The sequence below is a fragment of the Methylomonas rhizoryzae genome (genome assembly GCF_008632455.1).
Lineage (GTDB): Bacteria > Pseudomonadota > Gammaproteobacteria > Methylococcales > Methylomonadaceae > Methylomonas > Methylomonas rhizoryzae.
The window spans coordinates 3,815,645-3,833,128 of the sequence record NZ_CP043929.1; the positions used below are offsets into that span (position 1 = coordinate 3,815,645).

Annotated in this window: 4 protein-coding genes; all 4 read right to left on the reverse strand. The window is 55.6% G+C overall.

The window, feature by feature from the left end; translation table 11 throughout:
* Nucleotides 1-850 precede the first annotated feature (850 nt).
* Entirely contained in the window at nt 851-2,254 is a 1,404-nt protein-coding gene (locus tag F1E05_RS17035; protein WP_150050567.1) for an esterase-like activity of phytase family protein, read from the reverse strand.
* A gap of 151 nt (nt 2,255-2,405) precedes the next feature.
* Nucleotides 2,406-8,735, reverse strand: coding sequence for a calcium-binding protein (locus tag F1E05_RS17040; protein WP_150050569.1), 6,330 nt, complete (start codon nt 8,733-8,735; stop codon nt 2,406-2,408).
* A 155-nt stretch (nt 8,736-8,890) separates the two neighbouring features.
* A complete protein-coding gene (locus F1E05_RS17045) occupies nt 8,891-9,334 on the reverse strand; it encodes a hypothetical protein (RefSeq protein ID WP_190303177.1) in 444 nt (147 codons plus the stop codon).
* A gap of 23 nt (nt 9,335-9,357) precedes the next feature.
* The gene (locus tag F1E05_RS17050) at nt 9,358-17,052 is read right to left on the reverse strand and encodes an NHL domain-containing protein (protein ID WP_190303178.1); all 7,695 of its coding nucleotides are present in this window, start codon (nt 17,050-17,052) and stop codon (nt 9,358-9,360) included.
* Nucleotides 17,053-17,484 lie beyond the last annotated feature (432 nt).

The window sequence follows — 17,484 nt, forward strand, 5'->3', positions numbered from 1 at the left end:
TCGCAAATTTCCGTTGACCTTAGAACGGCGACCGTTGCTCCGGGCAAGTTTTTCGGCCTTTCCGATGCGCGATTCATAAAGCGCGGTCAACCGCAAGTTAGGCCGGTTTGGGGCCTTACACAATTTCAGCTTATTCGTAGCGGAAAACAGTAAAAAGACGTGGTGTAAGTCGGGTTCGGATACCGTCACAAATAACGTCCCGAAATTGAGAGAGCACGCTTTATTAAAGGCTATCGGTTTTTGAGTCGCTAGTGCGACGGTTTGATTTAACCTCGGTTCCCGCACCGCCAACGGCGCACGCAGTGCGAGGACCTGGAAGGCCCGAGTCAGCCGACACCCGACAGCCGCACGAATCCTGCGCGACTAAGGATTTGAACGGGGTTTTCCGAAGGGGCTCCTGCCCCTCGGAAAACGTGCGGCATCTTTGCCGCACCCCTCGCGGGCTATGCACTCGGTACGTCCATGTACCTCGCCGCGGGTGCTGCGCATGCAAATCCTTCGGTGCTCAGCGCGGCAAACGGGATTTGGGTCTAGGCATCCATAAGGCTTGAGAAAATAGGGAAGTTGTTATTAGCGAAATCCTTAGCAAAGCCGGATTTGATCATTTTCGCTTCAGGATTGCCGGAAGCCTAGCCCATCGGCGTGGCTTATCGCTCGAACATCCACGACCGGGCAACGGCCGCCCAACTCGCCGCGCCATCGCAGACGGCGAGTTAGACGCAAACCGTTTACCTAACGCTCATGAAAAAGCGGCATCACCCCAGCAAATAAAAGTTTTTCGGGAGCGACGCCCTCGTCGCGATGAGGGCGTCGCTCCCACTATGACTTTCAGAGTAACGTAGCGGAACGCTCAACGCTTATGTCTACGCATTCTCAATCCACCCAGCAAACCGCCGGCAAACAACCAACCGGCTGCCGGCAGCGGTACGGCGGCGATTTGCTGCAGTTCCAACACGCTGCCGTTCAAATCCGCATCGGTAAAGCCGAAGACAAAAAATTGATTCTGTCCGGCGTAATCCGGCAGAAAATCGTTATCGTTGGCGATATACAAGGTGTGATACAAAGTCCCGTTGCCGTCGACCACATCTTCACCGAACGCCGCGCCCTCCAATTTGGACGGAATTTGCGAATTGCTGAAACCGGCGTCGTTAAGCGCAGTCTTGATGTCCAAAAACAGCGACTTTTCCACGGCGTGCGCCAATAGCTCCGTCTCGCCGAAGATACTGCTCACATCGTCCGCGCCGTCCAAGTCCACCATATACAGGCGCTTGACCGCTGCATTACTGCCGTCGCCCAAGCCTTTGCCGTCGCGCTCCAGCACTAAGAACTCGTGGTCGTTGACGGCCAAAATTTCGCTGCTGTTGTAGCCCTTGCCTTTATCGGCCAAGTAGTTGTCGTAAGCGTATTCGTGAGTAGCGCCGGTTTCGATGTCTATCGTGACGATACGGTTAACCCGCGCGCCGTCGCCACCGTCTTGCAATAACGCGCTTTGCTCGAAGCCGACCAAGGTTTTGCCGTCCGGAGTAATCGCCAAGCCTTCCATACCTTTGTTGGTCACCCGCCCGATGCTATTGCCGGCGATTTCCGCGGAGGCCATGGACGACAAATCGCTTATCGCAAAGCTGTCCGGCAGCGTGAAGGTTTTGGTACGCTCGCCGGTCGCGCGGTCAAATTCGTATACGTACGGGCCGTATTCGTCGGAGATGTAAACCTTGGTACCGTCGTTAGATACCCGTACACCTTCCGGGTCCAGACGACCGTTATTCGGATTGGTGGATAAGCCGGCGGCGAAATTATCGGATCGGCCGCTGAAATAATACTGGCTGGCGGTGTTGATGCTGGGGGTGACCGCGCCGTAATTCAGCGGCGTAGAACTGCTGAGCAAGGTGGTATCGGTCAGCGTCGGCGTCAGGGTGAACGGCAAGGGGCCGGAAGCTGACGGAGTCAACGCCATGCTGACGGTTTGGAAGCGAGCGATGTAAGACGTGGTGTCGTCCACGGCGCTGTTCCATGCAGTGGCGTTAGGACCTCTGTCGGGCAGAGCCAAAAACGTATGGTTGCCGGCATAAGCCAAGCCCGAGCCGATACCGCCCAACACGTTCGCGGCATCGACGCCGTTTTCCAACGTACCGCTCAAACCGGATAAATCCTCAGTGCCGGTTAACGAACCCACCGCCAACAACATCGGCGCCGCCTGCGCCGCGCCGGCGCCCGCGAGTGCCAACAACACCCCTTGCAATAAAATTTTGTTCATGACCGAATCGCAATTAAAAGCCTAACCATGGCCACCGGATTCGTCTAAATACTTACGGCAGCCGCCGAATTGCCTGCTCGTTGGCAAGCAATGGCGGATAGCCTAATGTCGGTTTGTTACAACATCGTTACTGAAGTGCGGTTCGCTAAGGTTAACCCAGCTCGAAATTGTCTGCGCTCAAGCCGGTAACCGAACCCAGGGTCACCAACAGCACCGGCTCGGTCTCGCCGCTGCCGTCGGCGTCGTAATAGAGTTTGTGGGTAGCTTGATTGAACAAAACCCGGTCGTCCGCATCGATCGTGCCGGCGGAAATCTCTTTGAACTGATCGGCCGACAGACTGCCGGTACCGGTGATGGCGGAAAAAATCGCACTGCTCAAAAAAATCGTATCTTCGGAAACGCTGAAATCGCTGATAGTATCGTGATTGTCGAAGCCAATTGCGCTGGTGAATCGGAATACGTCCAATCCGGCACCGCCGGTCATAGCGTCATTACCCAAGCCGCCATCCAAACTATCGTTACCGGAACCGCCTTGCAGAGTATCGCCGCCACTGTCCCCAAGCAAGGTGTCGTTACCGTTTTGTCCCTGCAAATTGTCGTCGCCTGCGCCGCCGTCCAGCACATCGTCGCCATCGCCGCCGTACAACGTATCTTCGCCGGCCAAACCGTTCAACGTATCGTCGCTGGCGTAACCGCTGATAGCGTTATTGCTGTCGTTACCGGTTAAAACCGTGGCTTTAACGGTATTGACACCCCATACCGTGCCGTCCGCGAAGCGGATTTCCTCCACTTGATAGCCGCCGGCCGCGTCGTTGCTAAAATAGTTGTTGATCGTCAGCCGGTCGCCGGTGCCGTTGATGCTGAGCACCAGATTGTTACTGCTGCGTGCCAGCGTGACGTCGCTGGTGCCCACGCCTTCGCCCAATTGCACGCTGTCGGTTTTGTTCGCGGTGGTGTCGTAATCGCTGATGATGTCCTGGCCGGAACCGATGCCGAACAAATAGGTGTCGCTGCCGGCATCACCTTCCAGCGTGTCGTTACCGGCGCCACCGTCTAAGGTGTCATCGCCGGCTTGGCCGTATAAGACGTCGTCGTCGCTGCCGCCTTGCAGCACGTCGTCGCCGTCGCCGCCGTACAACGTGTCTTCGCCGCTACCGCCGTCCAGGTTATCGTCCCCGTCCTGGCCGCTCAGGGTGTCGTTGCCGTCCAAACCGTTCAACGTATCGTCGCTGGCGTAACCGCTGATAGCGTTATTGCTGTCGTTACCGGTTAAGACCCTGGCTTTAACGATATTGACGCCCCATACCGTGCCGTCCGCGAAGCGGATTTCCTCCACTTGATAGCCGCCGGCCGCGTCGTTGTTAAAGTAGTTGTTGATCGTCAGCCGGTCGCCGGTACCGTTGATGCTGAGCACCAGATTGTTACTGCTGCGTACCAGCATGACGTCTCCGGTGCCTACGCCTTCGCCCAATTGCACGCTGTCGGTTTTGTTGGCGGTGGTGTCGTAATCGCTGATGATGTCCTGGCCGGAACCGATGCCGAACAAATAGGTGTCGCTGCCGGCATCACCTTCCAGCGTGTCGTTACCGGCGCCACCGTCTAAGGTGTCGTCGCCGGCTTGGCCGTATAAGATGTCGTCGTCGCTACCGCCTTGCAGCACGTCGTCGCCGTCGCCGCCGTACAACGTGTCTTCGCCGCTACCGCCGTCCAGGTTATCGTCCCCGTCCTGGCCGCTCAGGGTGTCGTTGCCGCCCAAACCGCTCAAACTGTCGTCGCTGGCGTACCCGGTTAAGGTGTTGTTGCCTTCGGTTCCGGTCAGCACCTTGGTTCTGACGGTATTGACGCCCCATACCGTGCCGTCCGCGAAACGGATTTCCTCCACTTGATAGCCGCCGGCCGCATCGTTGTAAAAGTAGTTGTTGATCGTCAGCTTGTCGCCGGTACCGTTGATACTGAGAATCAAGTTGTTGCTGCTGCGAACCAGCGTAACGTCTCCGGTGCTCACGCCCTCGCCTAACAGCACGCTGTCGGTTTTGTTGGCGGTGGTGTCGTAGTCGCTGATGGTATCCTGACCGGAGCCTATGCCGAATAGATAAGTGTCGCTGCCGGCGTCGCCTTCCAGGGTGTCGTTGCCGGCGCCGCCGTCCAAGGTATCGTCGCCGGCTTGACCGTAAAGCGTGTCGTCGCCAATTCCGCCTTGCAGGGTATCGTCGCCGTTACCGCCGTACAAGGTATCGTCGTCATCGCCGCCGTCCAGATTGTCGTCGCCGTCCTGACCGTACAGGTTATCGTTACCGTCCAAACCGCTCAAGCTGTCGTCAGTGGCATACCCTGTTAATGTATTGTTCGCAGTATTGCCGGTTAAAACTCTATTTTTAACGGTAGCAAGATCCCAAATCGTACCGTCGGCGAAACCGATTTGCTCTACTTGGTACCCCCCGGCCGCATCGTTATAAAAATAGCTATTGATCGTCAAGCTATCGCCGCTGGCTTTTAAGCTCAATATCAAATCGCTTCCGTTACGAGTCAACGTTACGTCGCTAACCGAAATGCCGTCACCTAATTCAACGCTGTCGGTTTTGTTGGCGGTGGTGTCATAGTCGCTGATGATGTCCTGACCGGAACCGACACCGAATAGATAGGTGTCGCTGCCGGCATCGCCTTGAAGATTGTCGTTGCCGGCGCCCCCGTCCAGAGTGTCGTCGCCGTCCTGACCGTATAGCGTGTCGTCGCCGGCACCGCCTAGGAGATTATCGCTTCCGCCCGCCCCGCTTAAGGTATCATCCCCGCCGCCCCCGATCAGCGTATCGTCGCCGGAAAAACCGCTCAGTGTATTGTTACTATCGTTACCGTTCAGCACCATGCTTTTTACGGTATCCACATTCCACACGGTGCCGTCGTCGAAGCGAATTTCTTCGATTTGGTAACCTCCCGCAGCATCGTTGTAGAAGTAGTTATTAACGGTCAGCGTATTGTCGGTATCGGCTATCGCCAGCACTAAGTGATTTCCGTTCTTGGTCACTATGACGTCATCCGGTGTGACGCCCATACCGAATTGCACTGCGTCCAGCTTACCGACTGCCGTATCGTACGAACTGATGGTGTCATGCCCTGACGCGGTGCTAAACCAGTAAATGTCGTTACCGCTGCCGCCGTCCAGCGTATCGTCGCCGATACCGCCATCCAGCACGTCGTTACCGTCCCGGCCCGATAGATAATCGTCTCCGCCAGAGCCCATCAGCATATCGTTACCGTTTGTTCCAGTGATGGAGCGAGCCGGCAAAGGGGTGGCATTGAAGATGTTCTGCATCAATGTCGCCGTGTCCCAAATCGTACCGTCGGCGAATTTGATGTTCTCAACCACGTACGGCGAGCTGGCGTCTTGATAAAAGTAATAACTGACTCGAAGCGAATTGCCCGTCCCCAGCGAGGTAATCAGCAGATCGTTACCCTGGCGCTCGAACAATAGATTTTCGGGTTGTAAGCCTTGCCCCAGTTCTATGGTATCCGGATTCGTTCCTAATACGTCGGCGTCGTAGTTATTGATGACATCGTTTCCGGAATGAGCGCCGAACAAATAGGTATCCGCGCCTGCACCGCCAACCAAGCTATCGTCGCCCTCGCCGCCGTCCAGAACATCGCTGCCGTCGCCACCGTTGAGACTATCGTTTCCGCTACCGCCGTCTAACGTGTCGTTTCCTTGTTCGCCGTACAGGGTATCGTCTCCCAGTCCACCTTGTAAATCGTCGTTATCGGCTCCGCCATACAAAACGTCGTCGCCGCTACCGCCGTTCAAGGTATCGTCCCCGGCTTGTCCGTTTAAACGGTCGCTACCGTCCAATCCGTTTAAAGCGTCATCCGACGCATACCCGGTTAAGGAGTTGTTGCCGGCGTTGCCGGTCAATACCCGCGTTTTTACGGTGTTCAAGTCCCACACGGTACCGTCGGCAAAGCGGATTTCTTCGATCTGATAGCCGCCGGCGGCGTCGTTATAGAAAAAGCTGTTGACCGTCAGATTGTCTCCGGTACCGTTCAGGCTGAGGATCAAATTGTTGCCGCTACGGGTGAGCGTGACCTCGGACGTGGCAATACCCGTAGCCAATTCGATGGCGTCAACCTTGCCTACGGTAGTATCGTGGTCGCTGACGGTGTCTTGACCTGAGCCGATGCCGAAGCGATAGATGTCGCTGCCGGCGTCGCCTTCCAGCGTGTCATTGCCGGTACCGCCATCCAGTATGTCGTCGCCGGCTTGACCGTATAAGTAATCGTCGCCAGCGCCGCCCATCAAGGTATCGTCGTCGTCACCACCGTAGAGTTGGTCGTCGCTCGCACCGCCATTTAACGTGTCGTCTCCGGCTTCGCCGTATAGGCGATCACTGCCGTCCAGACCGCTCAAAGCATCGTCCGTGGCATAACCGGTTAAGGTATTGTTGCCGGCATTGCCGGTCAACACCCGAGTTTTGACCGTGTTCAAGTCCCAAACGCTACCGTCGGCAAAGCGGATTTCTTCGATCTGATAGCCGCCGGCGGCGTCGTTGTAGAACAAGCTGTTGACCGTCAAACTGTCGCCGGTTCCGTTCAGACTGAGGATCAGATGATTACTGCTACGGGTCAGCGTGACGTCGGAGGTGGTGATACCGTCACCCAATTCGATGGCATCCACTTTCCCCACGGTCGTATCGTGGTCGCTGACGGTGTCTTGACCGGAGCCGATGCCGAAGCGATAGATGTCGCTGCCGGCGTCGCCTTCCAGCGTGTCGTTGCCGGTTCCGCCGTCCAGTATGTCGTCCCCGGCTTGGCCGTATAACCTGTCGTCGCCAGCGCCGCCGTTCAGGGTGTCGTCGTCGTCACCGCCGTACAAATCATCGTCGCCGCTGCCGCCGTTCAAAGTGTCGTCGCCGGCCTCGCCGTATAAGCGGTCAGCGCCGTCCAGACCGCTCAGCGTATCGTCGGTGGCATACCCGGTTAAGGTGTTGTTGCCGGCGTTGCCGGTCAATACCCGCGTTTTTACGGTGTTCAAGTCCCACAAGGTACCGTCGGCAAAGCGGATTTCTTCGATTTGATAGCCGCCGGCGGCGTCATTGTAGAAAAAGCTGTTGACCGTCAGACTGTCGCCGGTTCCCTTCAGACTGAGGATCAGATTATTACTGCTACGGGTCAGCGTGACATCGGAGGTGGTGATACCGTCACCCAATCCGATGGCGTCAACCTTGCCCACGGTAGTGTCGTGGTCGCTGATGGTGTCTTGACCCGAGCCGATACCGAAGCGATAGATGTCGCTGCCGGCGTCGCCTTCCAGCGTGTCGTTGCCGGCACCGCCGTCCAGTATGTCGTCACCGGCTTGGCCATACAGCCTGTCGTCGCCGGCGCCGCCGTTCAGGGTGTCGTCGTCGCCGCCGCCGTACAAATCGTCGTCGCCGCTACCGCCGTTCAAGCTGTCGTCGCCGGCCTCGCCGTATAAGCGGTCAGCGCCGTCCAGACCGCTCAGCGTATCGTCGGTGGCATAACCGGTTAAGGTGTTGTTGCCGGCATTGCCGGTCAATACCCGCGTTTTTACGGTGTTCAAGTCCCACACGCTACCGTCGGCAAAGCGGATTTCTTCGATCTGATAGCCGCCGGCGGCGTCGTTGTAGAACAAGCTGTTGACCGTCAGACTGTCGCCGGTTCCGTTCAGACTGAGGATCAGATTATTACTGCTACGGGTCAGCGTCACATCGGAGGTGGTGATACCGTCACCCAATTCGATGGCATCCACTTTCCCCACGGTAGTGTCGTGGTCGCTGACGGTATCTTGACCGGAGCCGATGCCGAAGCGATAGATGTCGCTGCCGGCGTCGCCTTCCAGCGTGTCGTTGCCGGTTCCGCCGTCCAGTATGTCGTCCCCGGCTTGGCCGTATAACCTGTCGTCGCCGGCGCCGCCGTTCAGGGTGTCGTCGTCGTCACCGCCATATAACGTATCTTCACCGTCGCCGCCCACCAGCATATCGGCGCTGGAAAAACCGGTCAGCGTATTACTTCCGGGATCGCCGGTCAGCGACATGCTCTTGACCGTGTCAACGTCCCACACGGTGCCGTCGGCAAAGTGGATTTCCTCGACCTGATAGCCGCCAGCCGCCTCGTTGTAGAAATAATTGCTGATGCGTATCGTGTCGTCGGTACCGATGATGCCCAACAATAAATCGTTGCTTTCCCGCCTCAGCCCGATGTCAGCCACGGCAACCCCGGCATCGAATGTTAATACATCCAGCTTACCGGCAGTGGTTTCATAGCTATTAATCGTATCTTGTCCGCCATTGCGCCCGAACAGATAGGTATCGTTGCCGTTACCGCCGTTCAGGGTATCGTTCCCCCGGCCGCCATCCAACACATCGTTCCCGTTACCGCCGTTCAACGTATCGTTGCCTTCCAGTCCGTTTAAGGTATCGGCATCGGTAGTTCCGTTGAGGGTTTCACCCGCGCTGGTTCCATTGATGGTGGCCATATTACTCTCCGTAAATACTTGTTTATTAACGTATCGATAGAATAGAATTTTAGTTATTCAACAACGAATATACTAATAACAAATAAGTTTTAATATTTTCGCCTTTAAACGAAATAACTATAGAGCTTACAGTTTAAATCAAATATTCCATCGAATTACAATCGCGTGCTTTCATGAATTGAGCCAGGCAGATCCAATAAAAACCTGATATCTTTCCATGAAAATAATTTCGCGTTAATTACAAAAGCCGGTTCACTGTTTCCTGCCGTATAAACATATAATCCCATAGTCGGCCCCAATCGATGTGTATAATCGGGGCTTTTCAATTCCATTTTACATATAGCACTCAACCGGACCTGATTACTGCCAACAATACGTCGATAAATTAATTTATCTTTGGTAACCAATATCCGAAAACGTCGAATTATTAAAAAACTAAAAAACTCGCCTAATAATCCTATCCATAATCCGGGAAACAGCCAGTTACCTTGTTTTATCGCTACGGCCAAACCTAAAAGTCCAGGTATCGCCCAAATTACAGCAAATACCACGTAACTCGCTTTGGCCGGCTTAATTAATTTAATATTGTCCGACCTCATCCGTAACTACATTCGCATAACGGTTACGGACAATCACAGGGTTTGGCATCGCTATAACCCGGAACCAACGGTTCTGCAAAAGTCCCTGCCATGGAGCCTGCTGCAACTCCGGGCACTACTGCAGTGTCCACCGCTCGACCGCCGAACATTTTCAATGCCGTTCTGGTAGATACATTAGAAATCTGGCCGTTGGAGAACTTGGTTGCCATTTGCTTATAAACCGCATTCCAACTTCCTCGGCCGGCAGTAACCCCTGGAACTCTGACACCGGGAATCAAACCAGTCGCTGCCCCGACCCCCGTATCAGCAGCAAACGACACAAAATTGAAACCGCACTGTTTCCCGGTGAGATTTTTCAATCCCTGCTTGGTCGCATTGGTCACGGCTCCGCCGATTGCACCAGCAGCTATTGGCCCGGTATACAACAAGGCTTCCCCGAATGCAGCCCCGCCAATGGCCGAACCGGCGTAATCCTCCCAACCGCTCATTTGCCCGCTTAGCAAATCCGAGAATCCTTGCCCGATCAAGCCGGCCAACGCCCCACCACCCGCAAAAATTGCATCGTCGACACCTGCCCAAAGCCCCAATGAGTCGCGGAAAACAATCGGGTTGTTGTAAACATACCCATATACGTTGCTGTCGAACCCAGCGAACAATACAGGATCTTTGGCTAGCCAACGCCCGTAACTCGGATCGTAATCTCGAGCGCCGAACCTCACCAATGCGGTGTCTTTATCGTATAGACCACCGGCAAAACCAAAGGGTTGAAAGCCCGGATTGGTATCTTTGGTAACCTTTCCGTACTCGTCGTATTCCAACTCCTGCGCTACGTTGCCGGTAGCAATATCTATCACCATCCGAGGACTACCCAAATGATCTTTGACGAAACGATAAGTCGCACCGCCTTTTGTCATGTAATCGGGAGTATTTACCCCGAATGCGTAGACAAACCGACTAACTATATTCCCGTTCGCATCCAGCTCGGCAATCGGTTTTAACGGGTCTTGCCACAAATAAGCTTGGGTGAGAACACCGTCTACTTTCTTACCGATTCTACGATTCTGACCGTCGGTCAAATATTCGATCTTTGCACCGCCGGCTAGATCGACCTGTTTCAAGTTACCTAACACATCGTAGGTATAGCTAGTCACCGCCGTTCCGACCGTTTTGCTGGACAGCTCGCCATTCGGGGAATAGGTGTACGAGGCACCGGCATAGCTCAATAAACGGTCTTGGTCGTCATAAGTCCCGGTGGCAACCGTACCGCCTAGCTTGCTGCTGGTCCTGTTTCCATTACTGTCATAGGTGTAGGCAGACACTTCGACAGCGTCTTTTTTTACACTTACCAAGCGCCCAGCAGTATCGTAGCTGTAGTCAAAGGTATGCGTAACGACGCCGACAGTCTCTTTTTTCTGCGTAATCCTGCCCAACTTATCGCGGGTATATTCCTGCGCGAGCAACGGAGTGTTCCCGAATTTTGCCTCGTAATTCGCCAACTCGCCAAATTCGTTGAATCCGTAGTTATCGACGACATCGCCTAACGCTGTACCGGAAAGCAAACCGTTTTGGCTACTACGATTCAATTCCATTTGGCCGACTTGGATCAGCAAACCGTCTTTGTCGTAAGCGTATTCAACTGAATTTGCTCCGTTCACAGACACGTTCGCCAAACGGAAATTATTGTCGTAACCGTATTCGACAGTACCGGCAACATTTCCCGAAGAAGCCACATTAGTAACTAGCGCCCCTTGGTAACCGTATTCCAACTTACCGTTATCCGGCGCCAAGATACTCGTCAACTGTCCGGTGGTGGTAGCGAAAGTAAAGCGGAAGCTGCCTGTCGGCACCGTCAATGTCGACAAACGACCTGCAGCGTCGTAGGCATAGTCCACTGTTTTACCGTCCGGTCTAGTAATTTTGGTTAGCTGTCTATCCAAGTTAAACGCATAAACGGTACTTTCATCCCCATCGCCTAAATCCGGCGGCGTATATTCGTCGTTCAAGTCAACGTTTGTGTAACTAAAGACATGTGCCGGCCTGCCAGGAGGCGTTAATGCCGTCAAATTGCCGTTTTCGTCGTATTCAAATTGCACATCTCTACCATCGGGCAGCGTTTGTTTGACGACTCTACCAACGACATCGTAGGAGTAGCTCACCTTACGGGCTAATGGATCCGTGATGGACGCCAAATAGCCGTCGTCGTTATACGTGTAAACAACTTTGCGCTCCGCATCGTCACTGCCCTGAGAAACCGCCGCTAAGCGCCCAAAATCATCGTAAGCGTACGAAACCGGCAACAAACCGGTCAGTTGCGACTCAACGGTACGCCCCAAGGCATCGACCAACACTTTGGCTTGACGATTCTCCGCACTGGTAGTGGCAAAGGTTTTGTTCGCCACCGTATAAGTGCTGGTAAAAACGTTGCCGTTGACCGTCAACTTATCGATCATACTGGTTAGGCTTAACGGATTATTGGCGTCACTCAATACCACGCTACGTTCGGTCGACATCGTCGACGTAAGTCCGCCCGTGCTTACGGTTGCGCTCTTGACAATGGGAACCTGCATAGCAAAGCGCGGATCAGGACCCTGCAATACGCTGGATATCGTACCGTCTGCCGTCGAAGTTATTACGGTACCGTCGGCCGAATTAACAGTCTGCATTTCGGTACCGTCCGAACTGATAATATTTCGTACTTGCTCGCCAGTATCCGAATTTTCCAACTTATAAGTGGTGCTCCGGTTCATGGCCGTGGTACGCACTACCGTGAAGCCATTATCCAACTCGGTCCTCGCTAAGGTTTGACTACCGCCAGCGGCATTTTGATCTTTCAACAAGCGACCTTTATCGTCATAGCTCATGGTCGAGGTAAATCCGCGCGGATTGGTAAATTCGGTCAACAAACCGCCGTTGCCGTAAGCCATTTGATAATTTTCCTCAGCCGGGTTGCTGACTTTGGCCAAATAACCGTTGCTGTCGTACGACAAGCTGGTTTTTTGCCCGAACGGCGCGGTAATGGAAACTACGTTACCGGCACTGTTGCGCTCCAGACTGGTGACGTTGCCGTTGGCGTCGGCCACCGAAATCAAGCGGCCGGCGCTGTCGTAGCCCATACTCAGTAAGACGGAAGCGCTCAAAGCGTCTAGTGTCGATAAATGTCGGCCAAAAGCATCGAACCGGTACAGCACGGAACCGTCGGAGGAAGCAACGTAGATATCGCTGTTGGTGAAACCGTCCAAACTTTGCGAAATGCGCCGTACCCTATGATTTTGATTGTCCGACACATACAATCTGCCGTCGGCGCCTACTGCCATGCCGCCCGGGTAATTGACCACTGCCTGCGCCGCAGGGCCGTTGTCGCCGGCAAACCCGCGCTGGCCGTTGCCGACGATGGTGGAAATCAGCCCGTCCGGGCTGATACGGCGGATACGGTCGTTACCGGAATCGGACACGAACAAGCTGCCGTCGCGGCCCAGGGCGATGTTGCTGGGGTAATACAAACGGGCTTGTTTGGCCTGACCGCCGTCGCCGCTGAATCCGGCGGTGGAGCCGGCGAAAGTGGAAATTACGCCGTCCGGGCTGATCCGGCGAATCCGATGGTTACCGGAATCGGCCACGTAAATGACGCCGTTGCCGGTAATCGCCATACCTTCCGGATAAGCCACCTTGGCTTGCAGGGCTGAGCCACCATCACCGCCGAAGCCTGCTTGACCGTTGCCGACGATGGTGGAAATCAAGCCGTCGGTACCGACTTGGCGGATTCTGTGGTTGGCCACATCCGAGAAATACAAGTTGCCGTCCTGGGCGACCACCAAGCTTTTCGGATAACTGATCTTCGCCTCGGTCGCCGGACCGTTATCGCCGGAAAAGCCCGGCGTGCCGGTGCCAACTACCGTACTGATCACGCCGTTAGGAGCAATTCGGCGAATGCGCGAGTTGCCGGAATCGGCCACGTACAAACTGCCGTCCAACGCAAACGCCAGACTTTCCGGTTTGTTCAATTGCGCTTGGGCGGCTTGGCCGCCGTCGCCGCTAAAGCCCGGCGTGGTACCGGCAAACGTGCTGATGCTGCCGTCGGTGGCAATGCGGCGAATCCGGCCGTTCTCGGTATCGGCTACGTAAACGCTGCCGTCCGGATGCACGGCAATGCCGGCCGGGCTGTTCAAGCGTGCTTGTTTGGCCTGACCGCCGTCGCCGGCCAATCCGGCGCTACCGGTTCCGGCCAGTGTGGAAATCAGTGACTGGAAGGTTTGTTTGGAGCCGGCCCGATTGCCGTTGCCCAAATACAGCACCTTGCCGTTGGGGTCGTAAACGTGTACCCCGCTCAAGGACCAGCCGCCCATACCTTGCGATTGATAATCCCAGGCGCCGATCTCAACTTCCATTTCCTGCCAAATCCGCACTTCGTTACGGGCGCGGCTGCCTTCCAACGGCACGCCGGTGAAGCGCGCGAAAGCCGCTTGCAATTCCGCCGGCGTCGAGTAAACCGGATCGTAGGCAAAACCGATACGAATTTTAGCTTTTTGCGCCCCGCTCAACTTACGCCCGTAGCCATCTTTTCCGTCCCAGGTGAAGGTATATTTCTGGTTAGGTTTACCTTCGGCGCTGTGTTCGAATTTACGTCCGGCCAGATATATTTCCAGATCGATACGTTTCAAAGACGCCGGCACCGTCGCCCCACTGAGCGGAATGTTCAAGGTGTTGGCTTGCTGCCGGCCGGGCACCCGGTCGCTGGCGTATTGCAAACTCATTGTGGTACCCGTCAAGGGAATGCTCTCACCCAAAATTTGGTTTTCGCATTCGATAATAGAACCACCGGTTTTACACGGGTCGTCCGGCTTATCGCCGTCCGGGTTGTCCGGCGGCGGATTCTGCGGCTGCTCGGCGTCGTCCGGCATCCGGTACGGCCAGTTGCAGTCCCAGGTGGACAAATGAGTCACCTGCACCCGCCACAACGAGCGATTGCCGTCCGGATACAGGTTTGCCAGTTTTTGCCGTTCGGCGTCTGTGATGTTCAAGGCCGCCAGGGTCGCCGCATCGTCGGCTTGCTGATCGCCGTCGGTATCTAAATTGGCTTTACCGTCGGTAATAGTCAGAATCTTGATGACTTTGCCGTTCTGCGACGGCACCCAAACGCCTTTATCCTTGTTGTAATAACCGACCGGGACGATGCTGCCGACCGGGAAATCCAGGAAGTTGTCGATGTAAAACGGCACCGGACTGTCGAACATCACGTCCTTGCCGTCGATTTTGACGTCGGCTTCGTCGGCCTTCATCTCGAACGCATAGGTGTAAGCACTGGTGGCCGGTAACGCGCCCGGCATCGAGGCCTCGCCGTTGTCGCCGGCGGTGTATTCAGTCAAGCGCAGATTCAGCGAATTGACGGTTTGGGTACTGCCGTCTTCGTTGAATATATGCGCTTGGGTGCCTTGCGGAATCATCAAGGTCGCCTGCCGGGTCCCGTCTTTATCGGACACGGCGCTGCTTTGCGCGACTTGAATTGCCTCTTCCGTATCGGTCAAATCCACGCTGCTGACTTTGTTGTCTTGGGCGACCAAGGTAACGTCTTCCACCGTCACCCCGGTTTGCCAGGGTACGTCGACGCTGCGCTGGCCCGGCAGATAGCCGGTTTTAACGTAGGTCAGCGCCAATGCGCCGCCGCCGTTAACCGCCATGTCGAAGCGGCCGTCGCTACGGCTTTGGGTTTGGCCCAATTCGGCGTGGTCCAGAATCGAAATCGTCACGCCTTCCAGCGCTTCTCCCGCCTTGTTCAACACCCTGCCACTAATCACCGCCGCGCGGGTGGCTGCGATGGCGTTATCCTCGACGCCGGTTTGGACCGGATTGTCGCCGCTGTATAAAAACTGGCTGGTTTGGAAGGTGTTGCTGGCCACCACGGTTTCCACTTTGGTGGCAACGGTGTCCGGATTCGGCGGCAAACCGGCGTCCGGCCCCAACGAAATCGTCAGTTCCACGCTATTGCCGGTCACGGAAACGCTGTCCGCTGCCGGCGTTTGATTGATGACCAAGCCGTCCGCCACGCTGTCGCTGTGTTCGAACGTTTCGGTACCGACCAACAAACCCAGATCGGTCAATTGGCTTTCCGCCGCGGCGCGGGTTTGTCCGACCAGATTCGGCACGGTCACCACCGCACCGCCGGTCGCGGTTATCCGCGCCGTGGCCGGATCGCTGTCCGCCAAACCGTCGTTGACGATCAATTGCGCGATGTAATCGCCCGGCAAATCCGGCACAAAGCGGGCAACCGCCGCCGACGCGTCGTCGAAACCGGTCGCGCTGCTGTCGGGCTGATGGGTGAACGACCAGCGGTAAGCCGGCGTCGAGTTTTGTCCGAACTGGCTGTCCTCTCCGCTCAGTTCTACGCTATCGCCTATGGTGGCGTTTTGTTGTTGCGGATCGATGACCGCGGTCGGCCTGAGCGACCCGGTAGTGATTTCGACGATGTCCGGTTTGCTGCTGCCGTAGGTATTGCTGACCGTCAGCTGTATCCGATAGGTGCCGGGCTTGCTCAGTTTCAAGCTAGGAGTAGCCGATCTGTCGTTTTTCAACCGATCGCGGCTGCCGTTAGGTTGGCTGAGCAGTTTCCATTGGTAACTGAGCGCTACCCCTGTGGACGCGCTGCCGTCCAAGGTCACCGTGGACTTGACGGCGTGGGCCTGATCGACGCCGGCGTTGGCCACAGGCCTGGGATCGCCTGTGGTAATCACCACGGTATCGGCGGCGCTGTCGGCGTGGCCGTCGTTGACCGACAGCGTCAAACGGTAATCGCCGTCAAGATCGATGGGACCTAGGGTAGGGTTAAACAGGGCAACGTCGGATAACGCAGCCGCGCTGTTGGCAGGTTTTTGCGCCAGGGTCCAGCTATAGCTGAGCATATCGCCGTCGCGGTCGCTGGATTGCGACCCATCCAAACTAACCTGAACGTCGGCTCCCGCCGCTACTTGCTGATCGCTGCCGGCGTTGGCTACCGGTGCGTAGTTCCAGGAGAATTGGGTCAGAAAATCTTTGGATTTGAATTTCACCGAACGCGGGTAGCGCACCGTGATTCTGTCGTTGCTGATAGCTTTTTCGCCTGGCGCCAAATCGGTAAAGCTCAGGCTGTTGCCGTCAGGAAAAGTCAGGCGGCTGTCCGCGACATTCACGGTCACGCTTTGCAGGTCGTTCGCTTCCAAATTGACCAATTTGGCGGTATAGATTTCCTCAACTTCGTTCGACGCTTTCAACAGCTTGCGTTTGACGCGCAGCCAGCGTAGCACTTGAACTTTTGGTTCGATCAGCTCGAAGTCCGGACCTGATAGCGTCCAAACCAGCGCTTTCAATTTGGGCGGTTTTTTGCTGCGCAGTTTGAAGGTATTGCTGCTGGCGACTTGGCCGCCGGCGTTAACCGCAGGGAAAGTCAGACTGCCGGTCAGCATGGTCACGTTGGCCGGCGGACTGCTGAGGACGGCGCTCGCTTCGCTCAAATCCACGACGCTCTGATTGAGCAAATAGGCCCGATACTCGTATTCGGTTTCGTTGCCGGATTTGGTCTTGGTCAGCAATTGATATTTGGCCAAGCTCAATTGCCCCGAGAATAAGGTTTCGGCGGCGACGGAATTTGCGTGGTGACAGGTCAATAAAATCAGACACAACAGCTGCAGCCCGATTCGGTAACACAATGCCCAACGCACTGCAATCCGGCCTTGAACGAGTTTCCTCATGTATCCTCCAAACATCTCGATTAGTTCCGCTGCTTGTCAAAAAAACCATAACCCATCAGCTACCGCGCTAGTATCACCGAATTGAAACCGGTATAACAGGATAGTTACAGTGTGCGGTAATTCGCAAAATGGCCGCAAAGTACGAAATTTGACCGGTACGCGTCAAGTGCATTTTTGAAAAAGACTCGGTAAGACTGCCCACAAGGCTAGCATCCATTACAGTCTGCAAGACTAGTAACCCAACCTATTCATTACACCATACGGCGACTGTACGACGCTTGCTTTTTGCCGATGCGTTGGTGGCCCTGTGCCCGAGCCGGGCGCATACCGGTGAGACACGAGCGGACCGGTTGCGCGACTCGGGTCGCTGCTACCGGAATGACTATGGATCCGGGCTTTGAATGCTCGGACCGTCCGAACTGAGCTTGCCGA

Bases quoted from the DNA above. Each gene is read 5' to 3' on its own strand.
- F1E05_RS17035 (WP_150050567.1), bottom strand. From the start codon at position 2,254: ATGAACAAAATTTTATTGCAAGGGGTGTTGTTGGCACTCGCGGGCGCC.
- F1E05_RS17040 (WP_150050569.1), bottom strand. From the start codon at position 8,735: ATGGCCACCATCAATGGAACCAGCGCGGGTGAAACCCTCAACGGAACT.
- F1E05_RS17045 (WP_190303177.1), bottom strand. From the start codon at position 9,334: ATGAGGTCGGACAATATTAAATTAATTAAGCCGGCCAAAGCGAGTTAC.
- F1E05_RS17050 (WP_190303178.1), bottom strand. From the start codon at position 17,052: ATGAGGAAACTCGTTCAAGGCCGGATTGCAGTGCGTTGGGCATTGTGT.